At 65.9% G+C, this 24,333-nt stretch carries 17 protein-coding genes; 4 read left to right on the forward strand and 13 right to left on the reverse strand.

The annotated features are described in order from the left end of the window. Nucleotides 1-16: 16 nt before the first annotated feature. Genes ASB57_RS22760 through bcsD form a run of 11 tightly spaced genes read right to left on the reverse strand, consistent with a single transcriptional unit; the run spans nucleotide 17 to nucleotide 16,451 of the window. Entirely contained in the window at nucleotides 17-688 is a 672-nt protein-coding gene (locus ASB57_RS22760) for an alginate O-acetyltransferase AlgF (protein WP_057654264.1), read from the reverse strand. Further along, a complete protein-coding gene (locus ASB57_RS22765) occupies nucleotides 685-1,347 on the reverse strand; it encodes an SGNH/GDSL hydrolase family protein (RefSeq protein WP_057654265.1) in 663 nt (220 codons plus the stop codon). Before ASB57_RS22765 ends, ASB57_RS22760 begins: the two co-directional genes overlap by 4 nt. A 52-nt stretch (nucleotides 1,348-1,399) precedes the next feature. Beyond that, nucleotides 1,400-2,056 carry an SGNH/GDSL hydrolase family protein gene (locus ASB57_RS22770; protein WP_057654266.1) on the reverse strand — a complete coding sequence of 219 codons (657 nt, stop codon included), beginning with the start codon at nucleotides 2,054-2,056 and terminating at the stop codon, nucleotides 1,400-1,402. Between the two features lie 32 nt (nucleotides 2,057-2,088). After that, on the reverse strand, nucleotides 2,089-6,237 hold the full coding sequence (locus ASB57_RS22775) for a cellulose biosynthesis protein BcsC (protein ID WP_057654267.1): 4,149 nt from the start codon (nucleotides 6,235-6,237) through the stop codon (nucleotides 2,089-2,091). Beyond that, nucleotides 6,213-7,454, reverse strand: coding sequence for a cellulose synthase complex periplasmic endoglucanase BcsZ (gene bcsZ / locus ASB57_RS22780; RefSeq protein ID WP_057654268.1), 1,242 nt, complete (start codon nucleotides 7,452-7,454; stop codon nucleotides 6,213-6,215). The genes ASB57_RS22775 and bcsZ overlap by 25 nt, the downstream gene beginning before the upstream one ends. Before the next feature lie 16 nt (nucleotides 7,455-7,470). Then, on the reverse strand, nucleotides 7,471-9,840 hold the full coding sequence (gene bcsB / locus ASB57_RS22785; protein WP_231755216.1) for a cellulose biosynthesis cyclic di-GMP-binding regulatory protein BcsB: 2,370 nt from the start codon (nucleotides 9,838-9,840) through the stop codon (nucleotides 7,471-7,473). 2 nt (nucleotides 9,841-9,842) lie between these two features. Next, a complete protein-coding gene (gene bcsB, locus ASB57_RS22790; RefSeq protein ID WP_231755217.1) occupies nucleotides 9,843-12,176 on the reverse strand; it encodes a cellulose biosynthesis cyclic di-GMP-binding regulatory protein BcsB in 2,334 nt (777 codons plus the stop codon). Between the two features lie 14 nt (nucleotides 12,177-12,190). Next, nucleotides 12,191-14,389: a UDP-forming cellulose synthase catalytic subunit gene (bcsA, locus tag ASB57_RS22795; RefSeq protein WP_057654269.1), complete on the reverse strand. Its 2,199-nt coding sequence runs from the start codon at nucleotides 14,387-14,389 to the stop codon at nucleotides 12,191-12,193. Then, on the reverse strand, nucleotides 14,386-15,177 hold the full coding sequence (bcsQ, locus tag ASB57_RS22800; protein WP_057654270.1) for a cellulose biosynthesis protein BcsQ: 792 nt from the start codon (nucleotides 15,175-15,177) through the stop codon (nucleotides 14,386-14,388). Before bcsQ ends, bcsA begins: the two co-directional genes overlap by 4 nt. Further along, entirely contained in the window at nucleotides 15,174-15,941 is a 768-nt protein-coding gene (gene bcsP / locus ASB57_RS22805) for a cellulose biosynthesis protein BcsP (protein WP_057654271.1), read from the reverse strand. Before bcsP ends, bcsQ begins: the two co-directional genes overlap by 4 nt. Nucleotides 15,942-15,995: 54 nt before the next feature. Further along, nucleotides 15,996-16,451, reverse strand: coding sequence for a cellulose biosynthesis protein BcsD (gene bcsD / locus ASB57_RS22810; RefSeq protein WP_057654272.1), 456 nt, complete (start codon nucleotides 16,449-16,451; stop codon nucleotides 15,996-15,998). A gap of 563 nt (nucleotides 16,452-17,014) precedes the next feature. Here bcsD and ASB57_RS22815 point away from each other — a divergent pair. Both ASB57_RS22815 and ASB57_RS22820 read left to right on the forward strand, forming a co-directional pair. Continuing rightward, complete coding sequence (locus ASB57_RS22815) at nucleotides 17,015-18,433, forward strand: mannose-1-phosphate guanylyltransferase/mannose-6-phosphate isomerase (protein ID WP_057654273.1); 1,419 nt, start codon at nucleotides 17,015-17,017, stop codon at nucleotides 18,431-18,433. 60 nt (nucleotides 18,434-18,493) lie between these two features. Beyond that, nucleotides 18,494-19,870: an undecaprenyl-phosphate glucose phosphotransferase gene (locus ASB57_RS22820; RefSeq protein ID WP_082621772.1), complete on the forward strand. Its 1,377-nt coding sequence runs from the start codon at nucleotides 18,494-18,496 to the stop codon at nucleotides 19,868-19,870. Nucleotides 19,871-19,883: 13 nt separating this feature from the next. Here the strand turns inward: ASB57_RS22820 and ASB57_RS22825 are convergent, their stop codons facing one another. Together ASB57_RS22825 and ASB57_RS22830 are read right to left on the reverse strand one after the other, a co-directional pair. After that, on the reverse strand, nucleotides 19,884-21,176 hold the full coding sequence (locus ASB57_RS22825) for a hypothetical protein (protein ID WP_057654275.1): 1,293 nt from the start codon (nucleotides 21,174-21,176) through the stop codon (nucleotides 19,884-19,886). Next, complete coding sequence (locus tag ASB57_RS22830) at nucleotides 21,173-22,003, reverse strand: WecB/TagA/CpsF family glycosyltransferase (protein ID WP_231755218.1); 831 nt, start codon at nucleotides 22,001-22,003, stop codon at nucleotides 21,173-21,175. The genes ASB57_RS22825 and ASB57_RS22830 overlap by 4 nt, the downstream gene beginning before the upstream one ends. A gap of 357 nt (nucleotides 22,004-22,360) precedes the next feature. Here ASB57_RS22830 and ASB57_RS22835 point away from each other — a divergent pair, with 357 nt between their 5' ends. Together ASB57_RS22835 and ASB57_RS22840 are read left to right on the forward strand one after the other, a co-directional pair. Continuing rightward, complete coding sequence (locus ASB57_RS22835) at nucleotides 22,361-23,443, forward strand: SLBB domain-containing protein (RefSeq protein ID WP_057654277.1); 1,083 nt, start codon at nucleotides 22,361-22,363, stop codon at nucleotides 23,441-23,443. Nucleotides 23,444-23,505: 62 nt separating this feature from the next. Continuing rightward, entirely contained in the window at nucleotides 23,506-24,282 is a 777-nt protein-coding gene (locus ASB57_RS22840) for a GDSL-type esterase/lipase family protein (protein ID WP_057654278.1), read from the forward strand. Nucleotides 24,283-24,333 lie beyond the last annotated feature (51 nt).

Below are 24,333 nucleotides of genomic sequence, written 5' to 3' on the forward strand. Positions count from 1 at the left end.
GCGCCGCGCCGCCATGTCAACGCGCTACCGTATCGGTCGCGTTGAATATCCTCGAACCCTTGCCGTCCGGCACCAGGAAGACCGTATAGCGTTGCCCGGCTTCCAAGGAGCCCAGGTCCACCGGATTGCCAACGGGTTGGCCACCGCAAGACAATTGCACGCTCAGCGGCACCGGATTGATCTGGCGCCGCTTGACCTGGCCTTCGGGCACATCATCGACCAGCACGATGTTGCGGCCCGCCGCCAACAAGGCTGCCGACGCGCATTGCGCGTCGACGTTGTAGAAGGCCACCGAGGCCTTCAACGCGTTGAAGTCGTCCGGCTGCTCGCGCACGATGACGCTGCGCAATCCACCCTTCGCATCATCCAGTGCGACCACGCTGGCGAACTCGCCGGGTTGTACCGTGACCGACACGTTCTGCTTGCTGTTGCCCCGCACTAACGCACCTTCAATGGCCTTGCCCGCCTTGATCGGCAGGAAGTTGGACGCCGGCTTTGCCGCGTCCATCGACAGGCGTGCGTTCGAGCCGGTCGCGATGACTTCCACGGCTTGCTGACCGCCATTGACGAAGCGCACGAAGGACGAATCTTCGGCGGGGCCGGTCTCGTAGAGAGGGACTTCGACAGCCATCGCGGCAGTGGTCGAAAGCAGGCCGGCAAACGCCAGCAGGATCAGCGAATTTTTCATTTCTTCTTCAGCTTCGAAAGGGCGGGAGAGGCTTGCAGCGCGGTGATGATGCCTTTGGTCCAACCGGCGTAACCCACCTGGGTGAAGTGCTCACCGTCCAGGGTCTGCCACTCGCCAGGCTTGGAAAACTTGAGTGAATCGATGTATTCGCAAGGCGCCACGTTCGAAGCGAGGAACTTCGACAGCTCCAGCGTGCGCGCGTTGTTCTTGCTGTACGGGCCGCCTTCGGTGCCCCATGCGGGACCCACCCAGATGCACGTCGTGTTGGTGCTGGCGATGGCCTTGGTCAGGCCCGTGGTTTCCTGCCATGCCCAGGTCTTGGGGAACGTCGGCTTGTCGTAGGAGCCCATGGTGTCACCCATGATCACGATCACGACATCCGGCTTGTCCTTCTGGATCAGTTCGGTGATCGGCGTGGTCTTGGCTTCCTTGCCCAACACCACGGCCGGCTTGTTGTCGACCTGGTCGGCGCCGCAATCCACTTGTGTGGCCTTGAGGAAGCGTCCCGGGCTGGCGCCGCAGGCGCCCACCGTATGCACGTGCGCCGCGCCTTGCGCCAACAGCGCCTTTTGCAGCGGCTCGCGCAGATAGTTGTTCAGAGTCAGATGGCTTTCGCCGATCACCAGCAAGGTCAGACCTGCCAAGGCGGACACGGGCATGATAAGAACTCCAGAGTGCGGCGCCTGCCCTTTCCGGCAGGCGCATGGTTCGTTACGGCTTCAGCTTCTTGACGCCGGGCAGTTGCTGCAGGGCGTCGGAAATATCCTTGCCCCAGGCCTTGTATGCGGTGGTGGTCAAATGCTGGCCGTCGGTGCTGCCCCAGTCACCCGGCTTGGACATCTTGGTCGAATCGATGTATTCGCACGGCGCGACGTTGGTCGCCAGGAAGGACGAAATCTGCTGCACGCGCGGGAACGTCTTCTGGTATTTGCCGCCTTCGCTGCCCCAGGGCGGACCCACCCAGACGCAAGCGGTATTGGTTGCCGCGATCGCCTTGGTCAGTGTCGTGACCTGTTGCCAGACCCAGGTCTTGGGAAACACGGGCTGGGCATAGCCGCCGATCGTGTCGCCCTGGACGATGATCACCAGATTGGGTTTGTCCGCGGCCAGCAGCTGCGAGATAGGCGTGGTGCTGGCGGTCTGCTTGTGCACGACCGGCGTCTTGCCGACTTTCTCCGCGCCACCGCAGGTGCCCGGCGTGGCGGTGATCCATTGGGCCGGCGTCGAGCCGCACACGCTTACCGTGTGGACCTGCTTGGCGCCATTGGCGAGCAGGTTGTCCTGCAGGGTGTCGATCAGATACCCGGGATAGCCGAGGTGGCTGTCGCCCACGACGAGGATGGTGAGGCCCGTAAGGACGGAAATCATGCTGCTGACTCCTAAGGATTATTGGCTTCGATTCATCGGCTGTACGGCGAGCGATACGGCACCACCGGCATGTCCAGGGGACGCGTTTGCGGGTAGAACGTATAGCGCAAGTACAAGCCGCCTGCGTATTGACGGTAGTCGCTGGCGTTGTCGGCCGCGACGGTGGCGCCCACGAACCAGTTGCTGGCCAGCTGGTATTCCGCCGAGGCGGCCAGGTTGTAGCCCACACCGGTCTTGGACTGGCCCGAGTAGGTCGCGCCATCGCCCAGGCCAAGATCGGCTGCCGCTTGTACGGCTGCCGCCTGCCGCGAGGAACTGGTCGCGAAATAGTCCGCGCCCTTTTCATGGAAGTGCTGCACACCTACCGAGCCCTGCAGCTTGTAGCTGAAGCGGTCCATGCGTTCGGCCCAGGTGATGGGCACGCTCAACGCATAGAACTCTTGCGGGCTGAAGTAGCCGCCGCTGCCGTAGGTGAAGAAGCGTTCGTTGCGGTTGTAGAACGTGCCGCCCAGGTTCAGGCCCACGGTCAACATGCGGTTGGTGTCGCGCACCAGGTAGCGATAGATACCGCCACCCACTTCGGCGCGGGTGTTCGACGCGACGTTGCTGCCATCCAGGTACTGCCACGAACCGTAGCCGTAGATGCCGTAGTCCTGCTTGTCCACGCCGATCTGGCCCGACACGCCCGTGGCCGTGACAGCGCCCCAGCTGTCGCCCGTGCGCTCGTCGCGCGCGCCGGCGAAGGACAGCAGGCTGTCGGTGACGGCGCGCCGCGATGCGCCCACCGTGTAATACGTGCCCGCCTTGGGATCGAGGGTGCCGCGGTATTCGACACCGCCCACCAGATTGCTGCGCTCGAAGCCCAGCGGCGTAGTGCCGATGTCCGCGGACAGGCTCTTGGTTTGATAACCCACCGACAAGCCGACACCGCTGTCTTTCTGCGAGCCTGGTCCGCCGACGGTGCCGGCTTGTTGCGCTACTGTCGCAGTGGGACCTGCGCCGAAGGTGCTGCTGTTGTAGATGTCGCTACCTACCGAACGCGCGTTCAGCTGCACCGGCGTGGCGCGCAGGGACACTTTGCCGTCGCCCGCCGGCAGGAGCACTTCCACCGGCTCTTGCACGGTGGTCAGGCGGCTCATGCCGTCGGTGCCGTTGTTGCTTTGCGCGAACACACCGACGCGAATTTCCGGCGAGCGCTCTTCGCGGATCTCGCGCAAGTCCTTCTGCATGGTGGCGAGGTCGGACGGCGAGTCGCTGGATCGCGCCGACGCGGCGGCCACCGTTTGCGGCACGCTGATGGACGTCGCCGTGCCACCAGGCGTGAGCGGTCGCGCGACCTGGATTTCCGGGGGCTGCGTGTTATCCACGCTGCCGAAGGCGGTGGGCGATGCGCCCGCGAGCGCGGCATTGCCGGGCCGCGCGGCGGTTTGTGCCGGCGCACTTGCCACGGCGGTCGGCGGCGCCGCGCCAGGCTGTATGGCGCCGTATTGCGAGCCGGGCATGGCCAGCAGGGCCGCGGCATCCTGCGGCCTGCCAGGCACGCCTTGCGTGTCGGGCGTGGTGGCCGTGTTCGCATCAGGCAAGTCCAGCAAGGCCGTGTTCATGGCCGACGAAGGCATCGCCGAACCCTTGCGGAAAGGGTTGTCCGAAACGCCAGGATCGGCGGCACGGGCTGGCGCCATGGCCAGCTGCGTCTGCTGCCTTCTCTGCTTGACGTCGATGGCGGTGGCAAGCAGGTCTTGCGCCTTGCTGACCCGGCCGTTGGCGCGGTAGATGCGCGCCGCGCTGGCGAGGATGTCGGGGTCATTCGGCGCCGCTGCGACGGCACGTTCCAGCATGCCATTGGCATGGCGCGTATCGCCGCTCTGCGACGCCACTTGCGCGGCGCCCAGCAACAGGCCTGCATTGTTCGGATCGCCTGCCAGCGCCTTGTTATAGAGCTCCTGGGCCTTGGCGTTGTCGCCGGCATCGGCATACATGCGCGCCAGCGCCGCGATCACCAGGGGATCGTTGGGACGCTTCTTCAGCGCGGGCGCCAGCACGTCATAGGCTTGCGCGACGTCGCCACGGCGACGCAGCAATTCGGCTTGCCGCACGGTGTACAGGAAAACCAGGTTTTCCTGTTGCCGCGCCTGCGCGGGGGTAAGTTTCTGCGCCTGGATCTGGCGCAGCACCTTGGCCGCTTCGACGTCCTGTTCCGTCTTCACCAGCATGCCGGCATACGGCAGCAGGACATCGGGACGGGTACCGTTGGGACCGGCCTGCAACTGACGCAGCAAGGCCATGCCGCGATTCGGATCGCCCGCGTCCGCATAGGCCTGTGCCACCGCGCCGACCAGCGCGGGGTTCTGCCCTGCCGCGGGTTCCAGCTGCGCGAGCAAGGCGCGTGCTTCCTGGGTGCGGCCATCCTGGCCCAGTTCCGCCGCGTAGCGCACCTGCAACTGAAAGTCCGCCTGCATTTCGGTGCTGGCCATGGCCGGCGTGCGCTTGCCTTGCGGAATGCGCGCCAGGGTCTGCTTGGCCTTGTCCCATTCGCTCAACTGCATGGACAGCAAGGCGCTGGCATACAGTGCATCGGGCGAGTCGGGGTTGGCCGACAACGCGCTGTCGACGATGCGGCGGGCTTCAACTGTATTGCCCTTGTCGACGTAGTAGCGCGCCAACTCGAGACGTATCCAGGGATTGTTGGGATCGTCGCGCATCGCGTCTTCGAGCACGCGGCGCGCGGCTTCGGGGTCGCCACGCTGTTCGGCGGCGCGGGCACGGCCCGCGGCGACCGACGCGCGCAATTGGCTAAGGTCGCCCAGGTCGGCCTGTTGTGCCGGCGTCAGGCCGTTCACCAATTGCATGGCCTGGTCGGTACGGTCCGTCTGGGCGAGTATGCCCACCAGGCCACTCAGTGCTTCACTGTTTTTCTTGTCGGCAGCCAACACCGCGCGATAGGCTTTCTCGGCGGTGCCCAGATCGCCCTGCGCCGCATACAGCCGCGCCACTGCATTGCGGCCGGCGGCCTCACGCGAGTCCAGGCGCATGGCCTGGTCCAGGAAGCTGCGCGCGGACACCAGGTCGTTGGCCTCCAGCGACGCGTTGACCTGGCCGATCAGGTTCCAGTAGCGCGCCGTGTTCAAGGACTTGTTCCAGCGCGCGCCGCCGGGCCGTGAAGCCGCGCGGGTCAACAACCGCTCGGCTTCAGGCATATTGTTCTGCTGCATGCGCACCACGCCCAGGCCGCCCAGGGCATCGACGTTGTCCGGAGTCTCCTTCAACTTGGCGTTGAACTCGCGTTCGGCCGCGCTGGTGTCTTCACGTTTGAGCGCGGCGAAACCGCGTGTCAGGCGTGGGTCCTGCGACGACACGCCGGGGCCTGCCGCCGCGGTGCGCACCTGCTGCATCTGCGCGCGGATCTCCGCGTCGTCCGGATGCTTCGCCAGATAGGCTTCGAACAGCGGCTTTTCCTCGGGACGCGGCGCGCCCAGCCAGGTCAAGGCATAGCGCCAGGATTCCGACGCGGCGCCACCGATGTCGGGCCGTTGCGCCAGTTGCTGCAAGCGCCGGATGCCTTCCATCCGGGTGCGCTCGTTGCGCGCCATGTGCTGCGCCAGCGGCAAGGCGATCAAAGGGTTGCCGGGGCTTTCGCGATCGAGCCGTTGCAAACCTTGTATGGCACGATCCAGGCCACCATCGGTGTAGCCCAGGAAGGTGTAGTACTCGCGGGCAACCATGCCCTGCGGGGTCTTGCCGCCCAGGGCTTTGTCGAACTGCGCGATGGCCGCCACCATGGCGGCGTTGTCGTTGTTGTTGGCCGCATCCTGCGCCATCATGCGCGCTTTTTCCATATCGGCTTTGCCGGGATTGACGGCCAGCCGCAGGTCTTGTTCGAGCTGCAGTACGTAGCGGCTGTCGGGCGCGGCCGCGCGCAAACGGGTCAGGTAATCGCGCGCTTGCGGAAGCTGGTCCTTGCCGATCGCAATGGAAGCCATGCCGTACAGCGCTTCGGGCTGCTTGGGGTCGGTCAACAGCAGCTTTTCCCAGGCTTGCGCGGCCTGGTCAGGCTTGCCCTGGTCGCGCCAATAGCGGCCTTGTTCGACCAGTGTGCGAGAAGCATCGTCCTGCGCCCACACCATCGGATGGGCCAAGGCGGCCAACAGTCCAAGCGCTACCGTGTGACGGCGTGCGGACATGATTTCTCCCACTCTAATTGGATTTGCCCCGTTTGCCGGAAGCGATAACGGCCGTCTAGCCACGCGGTGCTGAACATGCTGAGCACGTAATCATAATAAGGTGGCTGACGCTGTGCCACCTGGGTCGGCGCAAGGCTCAGGTTCCATGCGAAACGCACGCGGCCCAGTTGGCTTTCGATCAAATTCTTTTGTCCTGAGGCCTGCAGATAAGGCAGCAGCGCGGCCGAGAATCCGAAGGGTCCCCTGCCCGAAGTCCGGCCCGTACGCACGTCGACTTTTTCAGGCGGAACGCCGTCCTGCGCCGTGCTCTTGGCGAGTCCGCCCAACGCTTGCAGCATGGGCTTGGCCAAGGGATCGGACGGCGGCGTGATGCCGGCCCACAGATAGGTTCGGATGGCGTCGTAGCTGCCGACCGAGCCCTTGTCGGGATCGGGCCCGAAGCTGCCCACGCCGTCCTTGTCGACGTTGTAGGCCACCCAATCCGGCGCATAGCCAAGCGGGCTGCTTTGCTGGACCAGACGAAGCGTGTTGTCGGCGATTCTTCCCCACGGGCCCTGCGGCGACGCTTTCTCCAGGCGCCGCAGCACGGGCATGGGCAGATAGCTGGGATTGGCCCGCCATTGATTGGGCTGGGTGAACCCCTGCGGCCCGGGCAACAACATGGTGCCGAAGCCGGTGAACTCCGCGACTTCGCTTTTCTCGATCAGCGTCAGCAACGTGCGCGCATCGTTCGCGTAGGCAGGCTGGTTCCACACGCGCGCGGCTTCCAGCAAGGCATAGACGAACCACAGATCGGCATCCGAGGCCGAGTTGGTGTCGATGACGCCCCAGGTGCCGTCATCGCGCAGGCCCCAGAACCAGGCCGGCAGGCGTTGCGAGATATCGCTGCCCGCCAGATTGTTCACGGTCCAGCGCCACATGCGGTCGAAGGTGTCGCGATCGTTCGCCACCAGCGCGAAGAACATGCCGTAGGACTGGCCTTCCGACGAACTGTGCCGGCGCGGCGTGCTGGCGTCGAGCACGCGGCCGTCGGCCTGCACGAAGTGCTGCTTGAAGTCATCCCAGCGCGACCAGGCCGACGGCGCGCACGTGGCAGCCGTTGCGGCGGCCGCCACGCCAGGCGCCAAAGGCGCGGCCAGGGCCAGCAACAGCCCGGCCAGCCCGCGGCGCAGCGCGCGGACGGGAAGCAGGGACTGTCCGACGGTGGCGTTCTTCATCGCTGACAACGTGTCCTTAAACCGACGTCTTCGACTTGGGCTTGCGGCGCAGCAGGCTCAGGAGGAAGCCCAGCACCGCCAGCGCGATCACCACGCCGATGATCAAGCCGACCAGCGTCAGGTTCGGATTGATGGACGACAACCACCAGTCGATGCGTTTGAAGAAGCTCAGGGTGCCGACGTAGTATTGATGTTCACCCACCAGGGAATCGACCTGCTTGCCTCGGATGATGGCCAGGCTGCCCTGGATGGGGTGCTCATAGTCCTTGCCGCCGATCAGGGCCGACGTGGCGTCCTGCAGGCCTTCGGGCTGGTTGCTGGCGATGAGGACCACGCTACGCTTGGTTTCGCGCGGCGACTCGAAGCCGGCCACCACGGCGCTGACGCCGCTGCTGGTGTAGGCCAGTGCCGTGCGGGGCGGTTGTTCATCCTGACGCGGATCGATGTGGAACCAGCCCAATACGCGATAGACCAGGTCCGACACCGCGAAGCGGCCGTTGTTGTCATACGCGGCCGGCATGCGCGCGGCCCAATCCTTCAACCAGGCCTGGTCGGCGCCCGATGCGATGATCAGCAGGTCCTTGCCCGCGGGGGCGGTGGACGCTTGCTGGGCCTTCACGACGGTGACGCCGGTGGCGGGATAGCCGGTCGATTCGCCCATGCGGCCCATCACCGTCAGGTACGCGCCGTATTCCTGCGCGGCGGCGTTGCTGCCCAGCACTACCGCGGTTTCCGACAGGTCGGCCATGCGGGTGAAGGGGAAGCCGGCCTGCGTGAAGGCGGCCAGGTTGGGCATGGCGATGAAGTGCGGATAACCGCTGACGTCGATGGTCGATTCGGGATCGATCGCGCCACGCACGTTGTCGATGATGATGTCGCGGCACTCGCCCTGCTTGATGTAGTCGTACATGTAGCGGAACTGCAATTGCGAGCGCGACTTCAGCAATTCCAGCGGCAGGTCGATCTGCGCCTGCATGGGCAGGCTCTCATCCGGCAGCACCTGCGCGCGCAGCTTCTCGCCGTCCGAGATCTTTTCCAGCGCGAACAGCGGGATCGACTTGACGAACTGGTTGTCCACGCTGAACAGCAGCGAGGAATTCACCGACGTGGGTTGCGGCGTGTAGCGATAGTGCAGATTGACCGGCACCTTGTTCTCGCGCCAGCCGAACAGGTCGGGCGGCACGCGCACGTCAAGGCGGATGGTGTCGGGGCTGTAGCCCGAGACATTCAGGCGCTTCGCGTCGATCAGCTCGCCGAAGGAAACCGGGCGGTCCGTGCGCAGCCATTTGGGGGCGTCGTAGGGCTTGCGCGGTTGCAGGTCGGCGAACTGCGTGATGGTGGCCGACGGGCCGGTCAGGGTCTGGCTGCCGGTGACCAGTGCATTGGCCGCCTGCTTCAGTTCCTGCGCGTTGCGGCCCATCACCACCAGCAGCTTGCCGTTGGGATCGTTGGGATTGGCCGTGACCGCCAGGGTCGGGCCTTGCAGCGGCGTCGTCACGCCAGGCGGCGTGGCGCCCACCGCGAACACGACGGCATTGCCCTTGGCGGGCAGCTGCGCGACCGCGGCGCTGAACTTGGCGCCGCGATAGCTGGCCAGTGCGCCGAACCACGACGACACCGTGCCGGCTGCTTCCAGCATGGCGGTGTCAGGCGCGGCCGCGAAGACGAAAGGCAGTTGCAGCGTGCGGGCATCGCGGCGGTCGAAGAAAGGCTCGGGCAAGCGGGCCAGGTCATCGGGCAATTGCACCGGCGACGTGGCCAGCTCCAGCTTGCTCTGATTGCTGATGTTGGCCCACAGGCTTGAATGCAAGGGGTCCTCGCAATTCATCGTGTAGTGGCCGATCAGCTGCAGGCGCAGATTGCTGAACGCGGTGATCAGGTAAGGCGGGATCTCGACGGTACGTTGCAGGTTGACCCCGCCCGTTTCCTTGGGCACCGGAATGGTCGCGGCCACCTCATCGTTGACCAGCACGTTGATGTGCGAGATGTCCGCCAGCAGTGCCAGCGAATACGTGTAGCGCATGTCCAGCCGCGCGCCGGTCACCACTTCGTCGTTGCGCACGCTGAAGGCCAGCGTGTTGCTGCCGTCGATGCCGCGCAGGTTCAGCGGATACTGCGCACCCAGCTGTTCCAGCGTGAAGGTGAGGTCCGGCTTGAAGGGCGCTGCCGCCGCGGTGCCGGCGGGCGCGGGTTCCGCGGCCGATGCGCCGGCCGGTTGCGGCGGCAACGTGGGGGCACGGCTGACGGGCTGGGCCATGGCCTGCGTACTCAGCACGCAACTCATCAACAGCGCGGACCACTTTGCGATGGCGGGGCGCAAGGAGAACGTACGTGCATCGGACTTGCGCATGGCGGGGGTCTTTTCTTGGCGTTGGACGGTGGACATGTTCAGGATCCGAGGCGGCGATGCGCACGGGCACGCAGGGACAGGTAGAGCAGCACGGCGATGACGAGCGCGCTGATGACCAAGGCGGCGACCAGGGTCAGCGGATGGTTGGAGAAGAACCACTGCAGGCCCAGCCACGTGGGCAGCGAGCCGACGTAGTAGCTCTGCTCATCGAGCACGGTCAGCGCCTGCTTGCCGGAGACCACCGTAAGGCTGCCCCCTATCTTGTGCTGCAGGTCTTCCGCCTTGTTGGTGGTGGTGTCGCGGTTGGCCAGCACCGCATCGACGGCGGCATTCAGGCCATCGACGTTGGCGCCGGATACCAGCACCACGCTGCGGCCGGATTTCAGGGGTGACTCCAGGCCGGCCACGGTGGCATTCGCGCCACCGCCGACGTACGTCAGCTTGAGGTCCGCGGTGCGCTTGCGATCGCGTGGATCGGGACCGAACCAGTTGGCGATGCCGGAGAACCAGTCGGAAATGGCGAACTTGCGCTGGCTGCCATCGAAACCGTTGGGCAGGTAGGCGCTCCATTGCTTGACCAGCGGCTGGTTGGCGCCCGAGGCCAGGACCAGCAGGTCCTTGTCCTTCAAGCCTTCCACTTGAGACGCCTGGGTGACCGTCACGCCAGTGGCGGGATAGCCTGTCGACTGGCCCATGGTCCCCAGCAACGTCAGGTAGGCCGAGTAATCGGTCACGGTGGCGTTGTCAGGCAGGACCACCGCGGTTTCCGACAGGTCGGCCATACGCGTGAAGGGGAAGCCGGCATCGGCGAACAGCGACAGATCGGGCATGGCCGCGTACTTCGGCAAGCTGGAAATGTCGATGCTGGAACCGGGATCGATGGAGCTCTGGATGTTGTCGACGATGCTGTTCTGGCATTCGCCCAGCTTGGCGTATTCGTAGACGTAGCGGAACTGCAGCGCGGTCAGCGGCGGCAGCAGATACGGCGGCACCATCACGCGTGTTTCGCCTTCGGACGTCGGCAGGTTGGACAACCTGTTGTAGACGGACGGCGTACCGTCGCTCAGGCGGAAGCTCTGCACCAGCTGGTCGCCGGCCACCATTTCCATGACGGATTGGGTGGCGCTGGGACGCGGCGAATAGCGGTACTTGAGCTGCACCGGCACGCCGTCGCTGTGCCACCCGAACAGGCCGGGCGGCATGCGCAGGCTGACATTGATCGGCGCGGGACGATGGCCGTAGACGTTGAGCGCGCGCGTGGCCGCCAGCTCGCCGAACATTACCGGGCGGTCGCTGCGCAGCCAGTTCGGCGCATCGTAGGGTTTGCGCGGTGCCAGCGTCGTCAGTTCCGTGATGCGGGCGGTGGGACCCGAAAGGGTCTCGCTGCCCACGCCCAGCGCGATGGCGGCCTGCTTCAATTCCTTGGCGTCACGTCCCATGACCAGCAACAGCTTGCCATGCGGATCATTGGGGTTGTTCACCATGGCCAGGGTCGGGCCTTGCAAGGCCGGGGCCTGCAGTCCGGCGATCGTATCGCCCTGCTGGAGCAGCACCACCGCATTGCCCTTGGCGGGCAGGTCCTGGATGCTGGCAGTGAACTTGGCGCCGCGATAGCCGGCTTGCGCGCCGAACCAGGACGACACGATGCCCGCGCTTTCCAGGCGCGCGCCATCGGGAGTGCGGCCCAGCACGATGGGCAGGTCCAGTTGGCGGATGTCGTGGCTGTCGAAGAACGGCGCGGGCAGCAGCGCCAGATCGTTCGGCAGGTCGACCGGCATGACGGTCAGGTCCAGGGTGCTGCGACCGGCGACGTCGGCCCACAGGCTGGAATGCAGGGGGTCTTCGCAGCCCAGGGTGTAGTGGCCGACGAGCTGGATGTCGAGCCGGTTGAACTCGGTCAACGCGGGCACCGGCAGCGCCACGGTGCGTTGCACGGGATCCGCCGCCGTTTCCTTGGGCAAGGGGATGCTCTGCGCCACTTCCCCGTTGAGCATGATCTTCAGGTGCGACAGATCGGGCAGCAGGGACGGCGAATACGTGTAGTCCAGATGCACGTTGGCGCCGATGATGCTCTGGTCTATCCGTTGAGCGAAACCCAGGCCGTTGATGCCATCGACACCGCGCAGCGGCAGTGCCGACTGGCCGCTCAGGCGCGACAGTGGAATCGAATAGGTATAGGCGCCCGGCGGCAGCGGCGCCGGCGGCGCGGCAGGCGTCGCGGCTTGCGGGGCGCTGGCGGGATCCGCGGGCGGCGTGTCGGTGGGCGCCGCCATGGCGCGCGGCACGCCCAGCGATAGCAGTGCCGATACCAGGGCGGGCAATACGCGCGAGCGGCGCAGCAGGAGCGGTCGCGCTTCGAGCCTGGGGGTCATCGATCTATCGTCCTTCATTGCTTGGTGAATACGGACGCGGGACGACGCAGGCCCGCGAGGGTACGGTCACGCAATTGGCGCAGCAGCAGCGAGAAGCCGCGCATTCCGATTTGAGAGATCTGGCTGAGCGCGGCCAGGGGGGAATCGGGCGCCATGCTGCCCCAGGTCAAGGCCCAGGTGTCGGCACGGCCGAAGGTCATCTGCACCAGTTCCTTTTCCTGCTCCAGGGTCAGCTCGCGGAAGCTCACGCCCAGGCGGCTGCCCTGGCTGAACGTGACCAGGGCCGGGAAGACGGCTTCGTCTTCGTTGCGGAAGACCGAGACGCTGACGTGCATGCCCGTGGGCACGATCACGCCGGCGGGCAGGACCAGGCCCAGGCCGCCTTGCGAGAAATCGCTGGTGTCGCACGCCACCGTGCGGCCGTCCGGCAGGGTCACCATGGCGGGCAGGGTGACGGCCACGCGGGGCGCGTTGCGCAGCTGGCGGACCTCACCGGCCACGGCCACGCTGGCGCTGGTCATGATGACGTTGTAGACCGTCCACGCCAGGTTCAGCACGATGGTGAAGCGTTGATCGACACCGCCCGTGTCCAGCACCAGGCTGACCACGCCGGCGATCACGCCCAGCAGGTTCAGCGCCAGCAGCACCACGTAGGGGCGTGCCAGGGTCCAGTCGAAATACGATTCACTGATGATGCCGCCCTTGGCGGTCACGTTGAATTGCGGCGCCTTGGGACGTATCAGCGCCATCATGGCCGGCTTCATGATGTACCAGGCCAGTACCGATTCGTAGACTTCGTTCCAGAACGAGTGGCGGAACTTGCCCTGGATGCGCGAGCCCGTCAGGTTGGACAGCACGATGTGGGGCAGCGCATACGCCGCCACCATGATGGCCGAGGCCTGGAAGACGTTGGCGTGGAAGAACAGATAGGCCAGCGGCGTCGTCAGGAAGATCACGCGCGGCAGGCCGAAGAAGAAGTGCAGCATCGCGCTCAGGTAGCACATGCGCTGGCCCAGCTTCAGGCCCTTGCCCAGCAGCGGATTGTTGACCCGGATGATCTGCGCCATGCCGCGGGCCCAGCGGGTCCGCTGGCCAATGTGGCGCGACAGGTTTTCGGTGGCCAGGCCGGCGGCTTGCGGCACCGCCAGGTAGGCGGTGTTGTAGCCGGCGCGGTTCATCTTCAGCGCGGTCAGCGCGTCTTCGGTGACGCTTTCGGTGGCCACGCCGCCGACTTCCGCCAGGGCCGTGCGGCGGATCACCGCGCACGAGCCGCAGAAGAACGTGGCGTTCCACAGATCGTTGCCGTCCTGCACCACGCCGTAGAACAACTCGCCTTCGTTGGGCACGTTGCGGAAGGTGTCCAGGTTGCGTTCGAAGGGATCGGGCGAGAAGAACACGTGCGGCGTCTGCAGCATCGCCAGCTTCTTGTCCTTGACGAACCAGCCCATGCAGATCTGCAGGAAGGACCGCACCGGGATGTGGTCGCAATCGAAGATGGCGACGAATTCGCCGTCAGTCTTGGTGAGCGCGGCATTGATGTTGCCGGCCTTGGCGTGCTTGTTGTCCGGACGGGTCAGGTAGCCGGCGCCGGCCTTTTCGCAGAACTCGCGGAATTCCTGGCGGCGGCCGTCATCGAGCACGTAGACCTTGACGCGGTCGGCGGGCCAGTCCATCTGCAGCGCGGTCAGCACCGATTGCCGCACCACGTCCAGCGGTTCGTTGTAGGTCGGGATGAAGATGTCGACGCTGGGCCAGCGCGTGGTGTCGGCCGGCAGCGGCGCGGGCTTGCGGTGCAAGGGCCAGGCGCTCTGGAAATAACTCAACAGCATCATCGACAGCGCGTAGATTTCCGCGAACAGCAGCGCGTAGCCGAAGATGTTGTCCAGGACGCCGTGAAAGCCCAGGGTGTCGGTGATACGCCAATACATATAGCGTACCGACGTGGTGATCGACAGCATCACCATGACCAGGGTGGCCAGGCGGCCGGCCACGCGATGCAGCAGCAGCGTCATGACCACGCAGGCCAGGGCGAAGAGGAATTGCTGGCCCAGGTCCATTTCGACCGCGACGGCCAGCACGAACAGGACGGTGGCAAGTACCGTCGCCAGGATGCGCGCCCATTGCATGCCCCAGACTTTCCAGGACAGAAGGCGGTTGCCCCAACGGGAGACGCGACCGGCGGCCGCCGAGGTTTCGGTGGTCGAGGACTTCATGCTCGGGTGCCTCCGGCGGTGCTCGGTTGCTGACGCAGTTGCTGAATCACCCAGTGGGTGCAGGCGGCCAGATCGGTGCGGGCCTGGCTGTGCGGCGCGTGTTCGATGACGGTCTTGCCGAAGGCCAGTGCTTCGCCGACGGTGGGGTCCAGGTGCACCGTGCCGATGACGCGGTTGCCCAGGGTGTTGCGGATGACTTGGACCGCGTCTTTCGCCAGCGGCCGTGCGCGGTCGACCTGGTTGACGATGTAGGCGTGGCCCAGGAAGCCCGCGCGGCCTTCGCAGTACTGCGTGATCAGGCTTTCGATCAAGGGCAAGGTGGCGTAGGACGCGGCGTCGGGCAGGGTCACGATGATCGCCAGGTCGGCGCAGGCCAGGGCCTGGCGCAGATAGGCGGACGGGCCCGGCGGGGTGTCCAGGATGACCAGGGTGTCGTCGGGCAGGGCCAGGCTTGCAAGATGGCGTTCCAGCCAATGCTTGTCCTGGTTCATCTGCTGTTCCAGGGTCATGCGGTCGTCTTCGTTGATCTGGCCGAAGGGCAGCAGATGCACGCCGGAATCGCCCTGCACGCCGATATCGCGCCATGGCAGGCCCGTCAGGGACGCGCGCGCCAGGCCGCTGATGCCGGTCTGGCGGTCAGCGCCCAGATGGAAGCGCAAGGCGTTCTGGGGATCGAAGTCCACCACCAGCGTGGGCTGGCCGGCCAGGCGCAGCGCCAGACCGAGATTGGCGGCGACCGTGGTCTTTCCTACTCCGCCCTTGGCGGAAACGATGGCTATGGTCTTCACTTTTTCGTCGTCTTGCGGGGCGGCGAATCCTGCTTGGCATTCGCTTCGGAGCTGGGGGCCTGGACCAGACGTTTGAACACGCTTTGCAGGGACGTAGAGGGAGCCTCCGGCTGCGCGGTGCGCGCGGCCGGAGCGGGATGGACGAGCGTCAGAGGCGGCGCGGGCTGGACGGGAGCGGCGGGCGCCGGCGTCGCTGCCTGCTCCGGCGCGGCGGCCGGCGGCGCCAGATGCGGCTCCAGCCGCGGTTCGGCGCGCTGCGCGACGGGTTCCGGCGCGTCGGCGAGTGACACGGAAGCGACCGGCACGGTGGCTTCGGGGGTGGCGGCCGGGACCGCGGGCGCGAACTCCACGTCGCCGACCGGATCTTCGTTCGCCGTGGCGTCTTCGTCGATGACCGGCGGCACCACCAGGGCGTCCAGTGCGGGACGCTCCACGCGCGCGCTATGTATCAGGGTAAGAATGGCTTCCGCGCTGGCCACCGAGCCGCGTTGCACCGGATCGGCCGACGGCTGTTCAGGGAACAGCAGGCTCATGGTGGGGGTGATCGCCAGCGGCGGCCAGGTGGCCGCGACGACAGGACGGTCGGCGGTGCTGCTGCCGGCCTTGGGTGGCACGTAGCGCGTCCCCGGCTGAACGTGGCCTAGCAGCGGCCAGCGCTCGCGCGCCTGCACTGCCTTGCCGTCCCTGCCCAGTTCCCGATATTGTCCGGGATCGCCCCCGAACTGCCGGTAAAGGCTGGAGATATCGCTGGTCTCGCGCTTCAACTCGCACCCTCCTGCGCGGGCCGCCCGGGGCCCGGCATCCAAATCGATGTTGGGCTACCGGCCGAAGCGGTAGACGATGGTTCCTTCGGTATCGGGTGCCTGCGGTTGCGCCACGTGCAACTGGCTGTCCGCACCCAGCTGGCGCATCCACAACTCGTAGACGCCTTCCAGGAAACCCGTGCTCCAGGCCTGGTGTTCCGGGCCGAACGCGGCGCGCAAGGGCGCGCAGTAATGCGTCAACGCAAGGTGGTCGTCCGCCTCGGCGATCGTCACCCAGCCCCAGTCCATCGTCTGCCACAGCTGATTGATCAAGACCTGCAGGTCTTCGATGGAGGCGGCCTGCGGAAGCTGGTGCGCCGCGGCGAAACGCTCACCCGCCCGGCGCATCAAGGCGCGCAGGCGTTGCGGCGTCAGGTCCTGCGCCAATTCCTGTGCAAAGGCGGCCAGGGCTTCGCGCCACTGACTGGCGCAGAGACGGTCGTTGAGATGGGACAGGACGGCGCTTTCCACGATGCTCCTTATCTGGCGTCACTCGACGACGCCGTCGGCGCTTGGCAAGGCTCGCGATCGCAGGATTGACGACGCCGGGCATGGCCAAGATGTAACTGCGGGGGACTTGATGAGGTAACCCGCACCGTCGACATGGTGCCCGAAGGCGTAGACCGAAAGACGTGCGAAAACGTTTTTCTGGTTACTGCGCACGGGCTTCCACGTAATAGGAGATTACGGGTAAGGGCCTTGGCAAGTCTTGATGTTCCGTGGCCTTGCATCAGGCCCTTTACACGGTGTGGCAAGGCGGAGCTGCGGGACTTTAGGCCGCATTCTTGGAGCATAACCTTGCGTCTCAGCCGAATGTCGCTAAGATGAGACAAACTCATCCTTACGCATTGCAGCAAACGATTCTAGTATATTGGCGACTTAAATTAAAATATATAGATACGTGGATGCTACAGCGGTTACTTATCATTCCCGTGTCAAGTTGGCGTGCTTGAGCGGGGGAATCCCCGCAGTGCCGCAGGAAACATAACCACGCCGCAGCAGCGTTGATAGCGGTGGACTGCTAGGGAATTGAGATGTCCGGTACTCCGCTCAAGCTGCGCTCCGTCCTACTGGTGGGTGGCTCAGGCACCCGTCTGTGGCCATTGTCGCGGCTTGGCTACCCTAAGCAATTCCTGCCATTACTGGGGGAATCGTCGGCGTTGCAGGCCACTTGCGACCGGGTTGCCGCCTTGGCCGAACTGCCCCCGATTTTCGTCGCCAACGAAGAACACCGCTTCATCGTCGCCGAACAGCTGCGCCAGATCGGGCTGCGCGAGCCGTCCATTTTGCTCGAACCGGTAGGCCGGAATACCGCGCCCGCCATCGCCCTGGCCGCCCTGCTGGCCACCGCCGAGGGCGGCGATGCCCTGTTGCTGGTGTTGCCTTCTGACCACGCCGTGCCCGATGTCGCGCGCTTCCATGAAGCCGTCGGGGTGGCCCGCGCGGCCGCCGAAGCCGGTAAATTGGTGACGTTCGGGGTCCAGCCGACCTATGCCGAGACCGGCTACGGCTATATCCGCGCAGGGGCCCTGGACGCAGGGGTGGCGTCCGTCGAGGCCTTCGTCGAGAAGCCCGACGCCGCCACGGCCGCGCAATATCTGGCCAGCGGACAGTACTACTGGAATAGCGGCATGTTCCTGTTCCGCGCTTCACGCTATCTGGAAGCGCTGGAGGCGCACCGCCCCGACATCCTGGCGGCCTGCCGCGCCGCCATGGATGGCCCGCGCCAGGATGGCGACTTCCTGCGCGTCGACCGCGCCGCCTTCACGGCTTGCCCGTCCGATTCCATCGACTATGCCGTCATGGAGCGTGACCCCGCCGTGGCCATGGTGCCGCTGAACGCGGGTTGGAGCGATATCGGCTCCTTTGCTTCCCTGTGGCAGCTGGCGCCGCATGACGCCGGCGGCAATGCCTTGCGCGGCGACGTGGTGGCCGAGGATTGCCATAACGTCTATGCCTATGCCAGCGAGCGCCTGGTTGCCCTGCTGGGTGTCGACGACGTGGTCGTGGTGGAAACGGCCGACGCCGTGCTGGTGGCCGCCCGCGACAAGGTGCAGGAGGTGCGTCGCATCGTGGCCCGCTTGAACGCCGCCCAGCGGCCTGAAGCGGCCGCGCATCGGCTGGTCTACCGGCCCTGGGGCAGCTACGACTCAATCGACAATGGCGAACGTTTCCAGGTCAAGCGCATCCGCGTGGCGCCCGGCGCCCGCCTGTCGCTGCAGATGCATCATCATCGCGCCGAGCACTGGATCGTGGTGACCGGCACCGCGCGCGTCACGCGCGGCGATGAAGTATTTCTGCTGACCGAAAACCAGTCGACCTACATTCCCCTGGGCGTCAAGCACAGGCTGGAGAACCCGGGCGCCATCGACCTGGAGTTGATTGAAGTGCAATCCGGCCCCTATCTGGGCGAGGACGACATCGTGCGGTTCGACGACGTCTACGGCCGCTGACTTCCCGCGTTACCGATCATGCTCTCGCCCGCGCCACCGACTCATCCCCATCGTTCTTTCATGGCCCTCGCCGGGCTGGTGTGCGCCCTGCTCAATGCCGGCGCCTTCCTGATCCTGTCCGGGTTCCACGGCATCACGTCGCCGGTCTTCGTGAGCGGCGTGCCGGCGGTGCTGGCCGCCAGCGCCTTCTATATCTATTCGCGGTTCACGCTGTTGATCAGCGCGCGCAATATGTGGTGGATGCTGGGACGCGGGGGCGTACGCTGGGTCAACGTACTGTTCCTGTGCGTGGCCGCCCTGTTCTTCCTTCCCGCGGAGCACAACGATCCGCAATGGCTGCGCATGATGACGCTGCAATGGGCCGCGGTGGCGCTGCCTTTGCAGATCCTGGGGCTGTATTGCCTGCGCCGCGTGGCGTATCGTCTGAACAACTCGCCGTCGAGCCGCCGCGCCGCCGTCTTCTTCGGCATGGGGCCGGAAGCGCGCAAGCTGGCCATGCGCCTGCAGCGCTCACCGATCCTGGGCATCTACGCGGCGGGTTATTACGCGGACGAGCCGGTGACGGTGCGGGACGGCGAGCCGCCCACGCCCAAATACCTGGGCCGGTATCCGGATGCCATTCCGCGTATCGAGGCCGGCGAGTTCGGCATGGCCTTCGTGACGCTGGACGACGAGAAGGAAAAACCGCTGACCGCCGACCTGATGAACCGGCTGTATGACTCCACGTCGGCGATCTACCTGATGCCCGAATCGCCCTTCCTGGGCGAGCTGTCAGCGAGTAGCGCGGATATCGCCGGCGTGCCGCTGCTGGCGCTGCACGAAACGCATATGTTGGGCTTGTCGCGCAGCATCAAGCGGGCCATGGACCTGGTCATCGGCGGCCTGATGATCGTCATGCTGGCGCCCGTCATGCTGGCTTCGGCCGTGGCCATCAAGCTGACCTCCCCCGGCCCGGTCATCTTCCGCCAGAAGCGCTATGGCGAACGCGGCTTGCCCATCACGGTCTTCAAATTCCGTTCCATGACGGTGACGTCAGGCAAGGAAGCCGACGGCACCTTGCGCCAGGCTCAGGTAGGCGACAAGCGCGTGACGCGGGTCGGCCGCTTCCTGCGCAAGAGTTCGCTGGACGAGTTGCCACAGCTGTTCAATGTGATGTCCGGCTCCATGAGCCTGGTCGGCCCGCGTCCGCACGCCGCCGAGCACAACGAGATGTACCGGCGCCTGATACGCGGCTACATGTTGCGTCATACCGTCAAGCCCGGCATTACGGGCTGGGCGCAGATCCACGGCCTGCGCGGTGAAACGGATACGCCGGAAAAGATGCAACGCCGCGTGAAGTACGACCGCTACTACATCGCCAACTGGTCGTTGCTGCTGGATTTGAAGATCCTGATCCGCACGGTGCTGGTGGTCTTCTGGGACCGCAACGCCTACTGACGGCCCGGCTCGCTCAGGGTTCTTCGTTGATCGGGTCGCACATGGCCAGGTCGGGGCGGCGCCACAAGCAGTCCGTCGGCTGCATCAGCTTGCGCAGGTCTTCCTTCTGCCGGCTGCCGAAGGTGTATTCGAAGCCGATACGCACGAAGTTCTGGTTGTAGCTGTCCTGCGAGCTGTTGCCGCGCTGGCGGTCGTGATAGACGTCCATGATCCAGCGCAGGTTGTCCGTATGTTGCCATTGCATGCGGGCGCCCAGGCGCCAGATCTGCAGGGTCTCGTCGTCCCCGCCGGTGAAGGACGTATTGCGCTGCTGGCTGTGTTCGACACCCAGGCTGAGGGCGGTCTTCACCGTCGGACGCCAGGTCAGCGCGGCCAGGCCCCCGGTTTGAACGGAATACAGCACCGAGGGGTCGTCGTCGTACGCATAGGGGCGTCGCCACAGGTGCAGGTCCACGCGCGTCTTGGGCGAGTAGTCCCACGTGGCCCGGCCCTCGAAGGTGAACAAGCGGGTGTCGCGGTCGGCCAGATTGTCGTAATCCCGCTTGAGCAGCCCGACACGGCCCTGCAGCAAGGTTTTGGGGCTGTAGTCCCAGCGCGCGCCGACGAAGGTCTCGGTGTCCGTGTAGCGGTTGTCGATGGTGGACACCAGCGCCTCGGTGCGATCGTAGTAGTCCACATTGGTGCGGCGCAGCCCCATCTGGGCGAAGGAGCGGCCGTAGCCCGCATAACGTCCGGACAGCTGCCAGCCTGTATCCGTGCGGTTGTACAGGGTCTGGTTCGACGACTGGTCGTAGCGGGTGCCGTTGTTGAACACGCTGACCACCGGCAGGGTCAGGCGGTCGGTGACGCGCAGGCCGATTTCGGCGGCCTTGTTGTCGCGCGTCTGCAGGTCCCGGTCTGGCCAGGTCAGGCCCAGGTTGGACGCGAGCTGGTTCTGGTAGCTGTAGTCGAAACGCCCCGCGAACAAGGGCGTGGCGCGCCAGTACAGGGTGGAAAGCAGGTTGCGCGGCTGGTGGTCCAGCTGCTTGTTGGTGGTGTAGCGCGCGTCGCCCAGGGTGCCGCCGATGTCAAGGCGGGTGTCGTCGGACAGCAAGGGCATGCGCAGGCCCAGCCCCAGCGACTTGACCGAGATGCCCGCGCCGCGGATGTCGGCGGACGAGTCAGGCAGTCGCGCCGGGTTGTTCTGGTACTGGTATGAGCTGCCGAGCTGCACCGCCCATTCAGCGGGACCCGGCGCGCCGGCGACCGGGGCACCGCACAGCGCCAGGCCGGCGGCTGCCAGGGTCCGGCGCATCGACAAGTTCACGGCGCGGCTTTCGCAGCGCGTTGATTACGCCATTGCCGCAAGCACAGGCCGAGGAACCGGGTGTCGTCCACCAGGTAGCGGCGCCACAGGCGGCGCGGGTTGCCCGCGAGGCGCCAGGCCCACTCCATGCCCATGCGCTGCACCCATTTGGGCGCGCGGCGCTGCAGGCCGATGGCGAATTCCATGGCGGCGCCCACGCACAAAACGATGCCGCCCGGCAGGGTCGGGGCGTAATGGAGGGCCCAGTTCTCCTGCTTGGGCATGCCGACGCACAGGAAGACCAGGTCCGGGTCGTGTTCCCGCACCTTCTGCGCGAACGACTCGCCTTCGGCCCCATAGGGATCGAAGCGCATGGAAGGGGCGACGATTTCGATATCCATCCCTGGAAAGAAGCGGGCGAAGCCGTCCATCAGTTTGGATTCCGTGCCCGGCATGCCGCCCAGCAGCATCACGCGCCATTGGCCGCGCTGGGCTTCCTGGCACAGGGAGACGAACAGGTCGGCGCCGGTGACGCGCTCGGGCAAGGGCTTGCCCAGTAGCCGGCTGGCCCAGATCACCGGCATGCCGTCGGCGAATATGAACTCCGCCTTACTATAGCGTTCGCGAAATTCCGGCGTCTTGTCCAGGCGGGTCAGGTGGTCCACATTGGGCGTCACCACCACGCGGGCATGGCCGTCGCGGCGCAAGGCGGCCTCTGCCAGGCGCTCCACGGCGGTATCGAAGGACACGGCCGCGATGTCGAGGTCGAACAGACGCACGCTGGGCAAAGCGAGTGTTTCACCACTCGCCAATGCGAGAGATGCGGATACATGTTCAGAACTGGACAAGGGAGGTTCTCGATACGTAAGGCGTAGGCTTTAGAAGGAGGGTCTCATACTCGTGAATGAGCTTTTCGAGCCTGATGCCGTGAAGAGCCGCGCAGCTATTGTATTTAAAAACACTCGGTGTGACAGTTTGCATCGGCTACTATTACCCGCGCGCGAAACGGATTTACGACGGAGAACGAAGTGGTGGGTCTGAAAGTGGGTTTACGGATGGCGGCGTTGAGCGCGGTGCTCGTCTTGTCTGCGCCTGTTCGCGCCCAGGATTTGCCCATACCCGATCCTGTCGTTCCCTCCGGCGCGCCATCTGTTGCGCCTTCGCGACAAGCGCCCCCGGCGACGCCGGCACCCGGCAGCAGAACGTTGCCGAGCGGCGATTACGGCCGCTACAACGCGCCCGTCCAGAACCCCTCCTATACCGCGCCGGCACCGGTCCAGACCCTGCCGACCACCACGCCCCCGCGCGCGGCCCCGGTACAACAGCCTTACGCCCCGCCGCCCGCGCCGGTGGTGCCCGCCGCCAACAGCAATTACACGCCGCCGCCCGCGGTGCCCGCGCCCAAGTCAGGCAGCGGCGACCGGGGCACGGAGCGCAACCCCGCCGGCAATCGCCTGTCGGATGATGGCGTGGTGACCAGCGCCGCCGCCAAGCGCGCGGCCGCACCGGCCTCGTCCGCACTGGCGCCCTCCAACGATCCGATGGAGCAGGCCGTCAACGGCGCCATCGGCGCGGTGGGCCCCGGCGATACCCTGGGCATCAACATCATGGGTACCGGCGGCGCGCAGGCGCGCGTGACCATCGATGCCGACGGCCAGGTGGTCGTGCCGATGCTGGGCAACCTGCGCGTGGCGGGCCTGACCCCGGCGGCCATCGGCAAGCGCATCGAGCAAGGCTTGCGCGGCAAGGGCCTGATGACCGATCCGCAGGTGGCGGTGGAAGTGCTGACCCTGCGTAGCCGCATCGTGTCGGTGCTGGGGCAGGTGGAAAGGCCGGGCCGCTATCCGATCGAAGGCCACCTGTCGGTGCTGGAGCTGCTGGCCATGGCCGGCGGCGCGAGCGGCGGCGCCGGTGACGTCGCCACCCTGGTGCGCCGCGAAGGCGGCGGCAACCAGCGCATCAATCTGTACGTCGGCAACCGGCAGTCGCCGTCGCAGACCGTGCAGGACACGGAGCTGCAACCGGGCGATGTGGTGTTCGTGCCGGAGGCGCCGCGCTTCTACGTATACGGTGAAGTTGGCAAGCCGGGCGCTTATCCGGTCGAGCAAGGCCTCAACATCATGCGCGCGCTGTCGCTGGCAGGCGGCCTGACGCCGCGCGCTTCGGACAGCCGCATCGATATCAATCGCACTGACGTGCTGACCGGCGAGGTCACGGAGAAGCGGGTCAAGATGACCGATGCCGTGAAGCCGGGCGACGTCATCCACGTCAACGAACGCATCTTCTGAGCTACCCGCTCGCCGGATGCGCACGGGCACCCGGAGGGGCTGCCCAAAGTCGGGCCGCAGCCATGTTGAATCGCCGTACCTTTTTCGTCGTCCTGTCCCTGCTGATGGGCGCACACGCGCTACCTGCGCTGGCCCAATCAGCGCCCGGCAAGACGCCGGCTTATGCCGTGGTGGTGGGCGACTCCATTGCCGAGGGTGAGATCCAGCGTAAGGGCCGCCTCAACGTCCAGGGCCGTTTCGTGCCCGACTTCCCGTCCAGCCCGGGCCAGCTGTCGTACGAACTGGCCATGTACTCCGGTGTCTTCCACTTCAATCACGGCATCGGCGGAGAGACCTCTTCACAGGTCCGCGCACGCTGGCGCCGCGACGTCCTGGCGGAGTCTTTCGATCCAGCCGATGGACGTGGCCCGCGCACCTTGCCGGCGGGTTCCCTGCCCAGCCTGGTGTACCTGCATGTGGGCATCAATGACGTGGCCGCGGCGCATCTGTCGTTGCAGACCATGCAGGACAACTTCTCGTACTTCGCGCAGACGCTGGCGGACAAGCGCATCACCTTCGTGGTGGACAACGTCGGCGCCTACCTGGGCATGGACGCGCCGATGATCGCGCAGACGCGTGCGTTCAACGACTGGCTGCTGCACACGCTGGCGCCGCGTTATCCGAACATGCGCGTGGTCGACTATCTTGACTGGTCCAGCGGCGGCACCAAGGACTACCGGGTGCTGGCGCCGGGCAAGTTCGCCGACGGCGTGCATCCGTCGGCGGCGGGCTATACCGACTTCGCGCGCTACATACATGAAACGCTGAAACTGCCGGCCAAGTCCGTCGTGCGCTACTGATGCGGGGGTTTCCCGTTCGCCGGCTGCGTGCGGACGTACCGCAACTCTCCG

It is taken from the genome of Bordetella sp. N, assembly GCF_001433395.1.
Lineage (GTDB): Bacteria > Pseudomonadota > Gammaproteobacteria > Burkholderiales > Burkholderiaceae_B > Bordetella_C.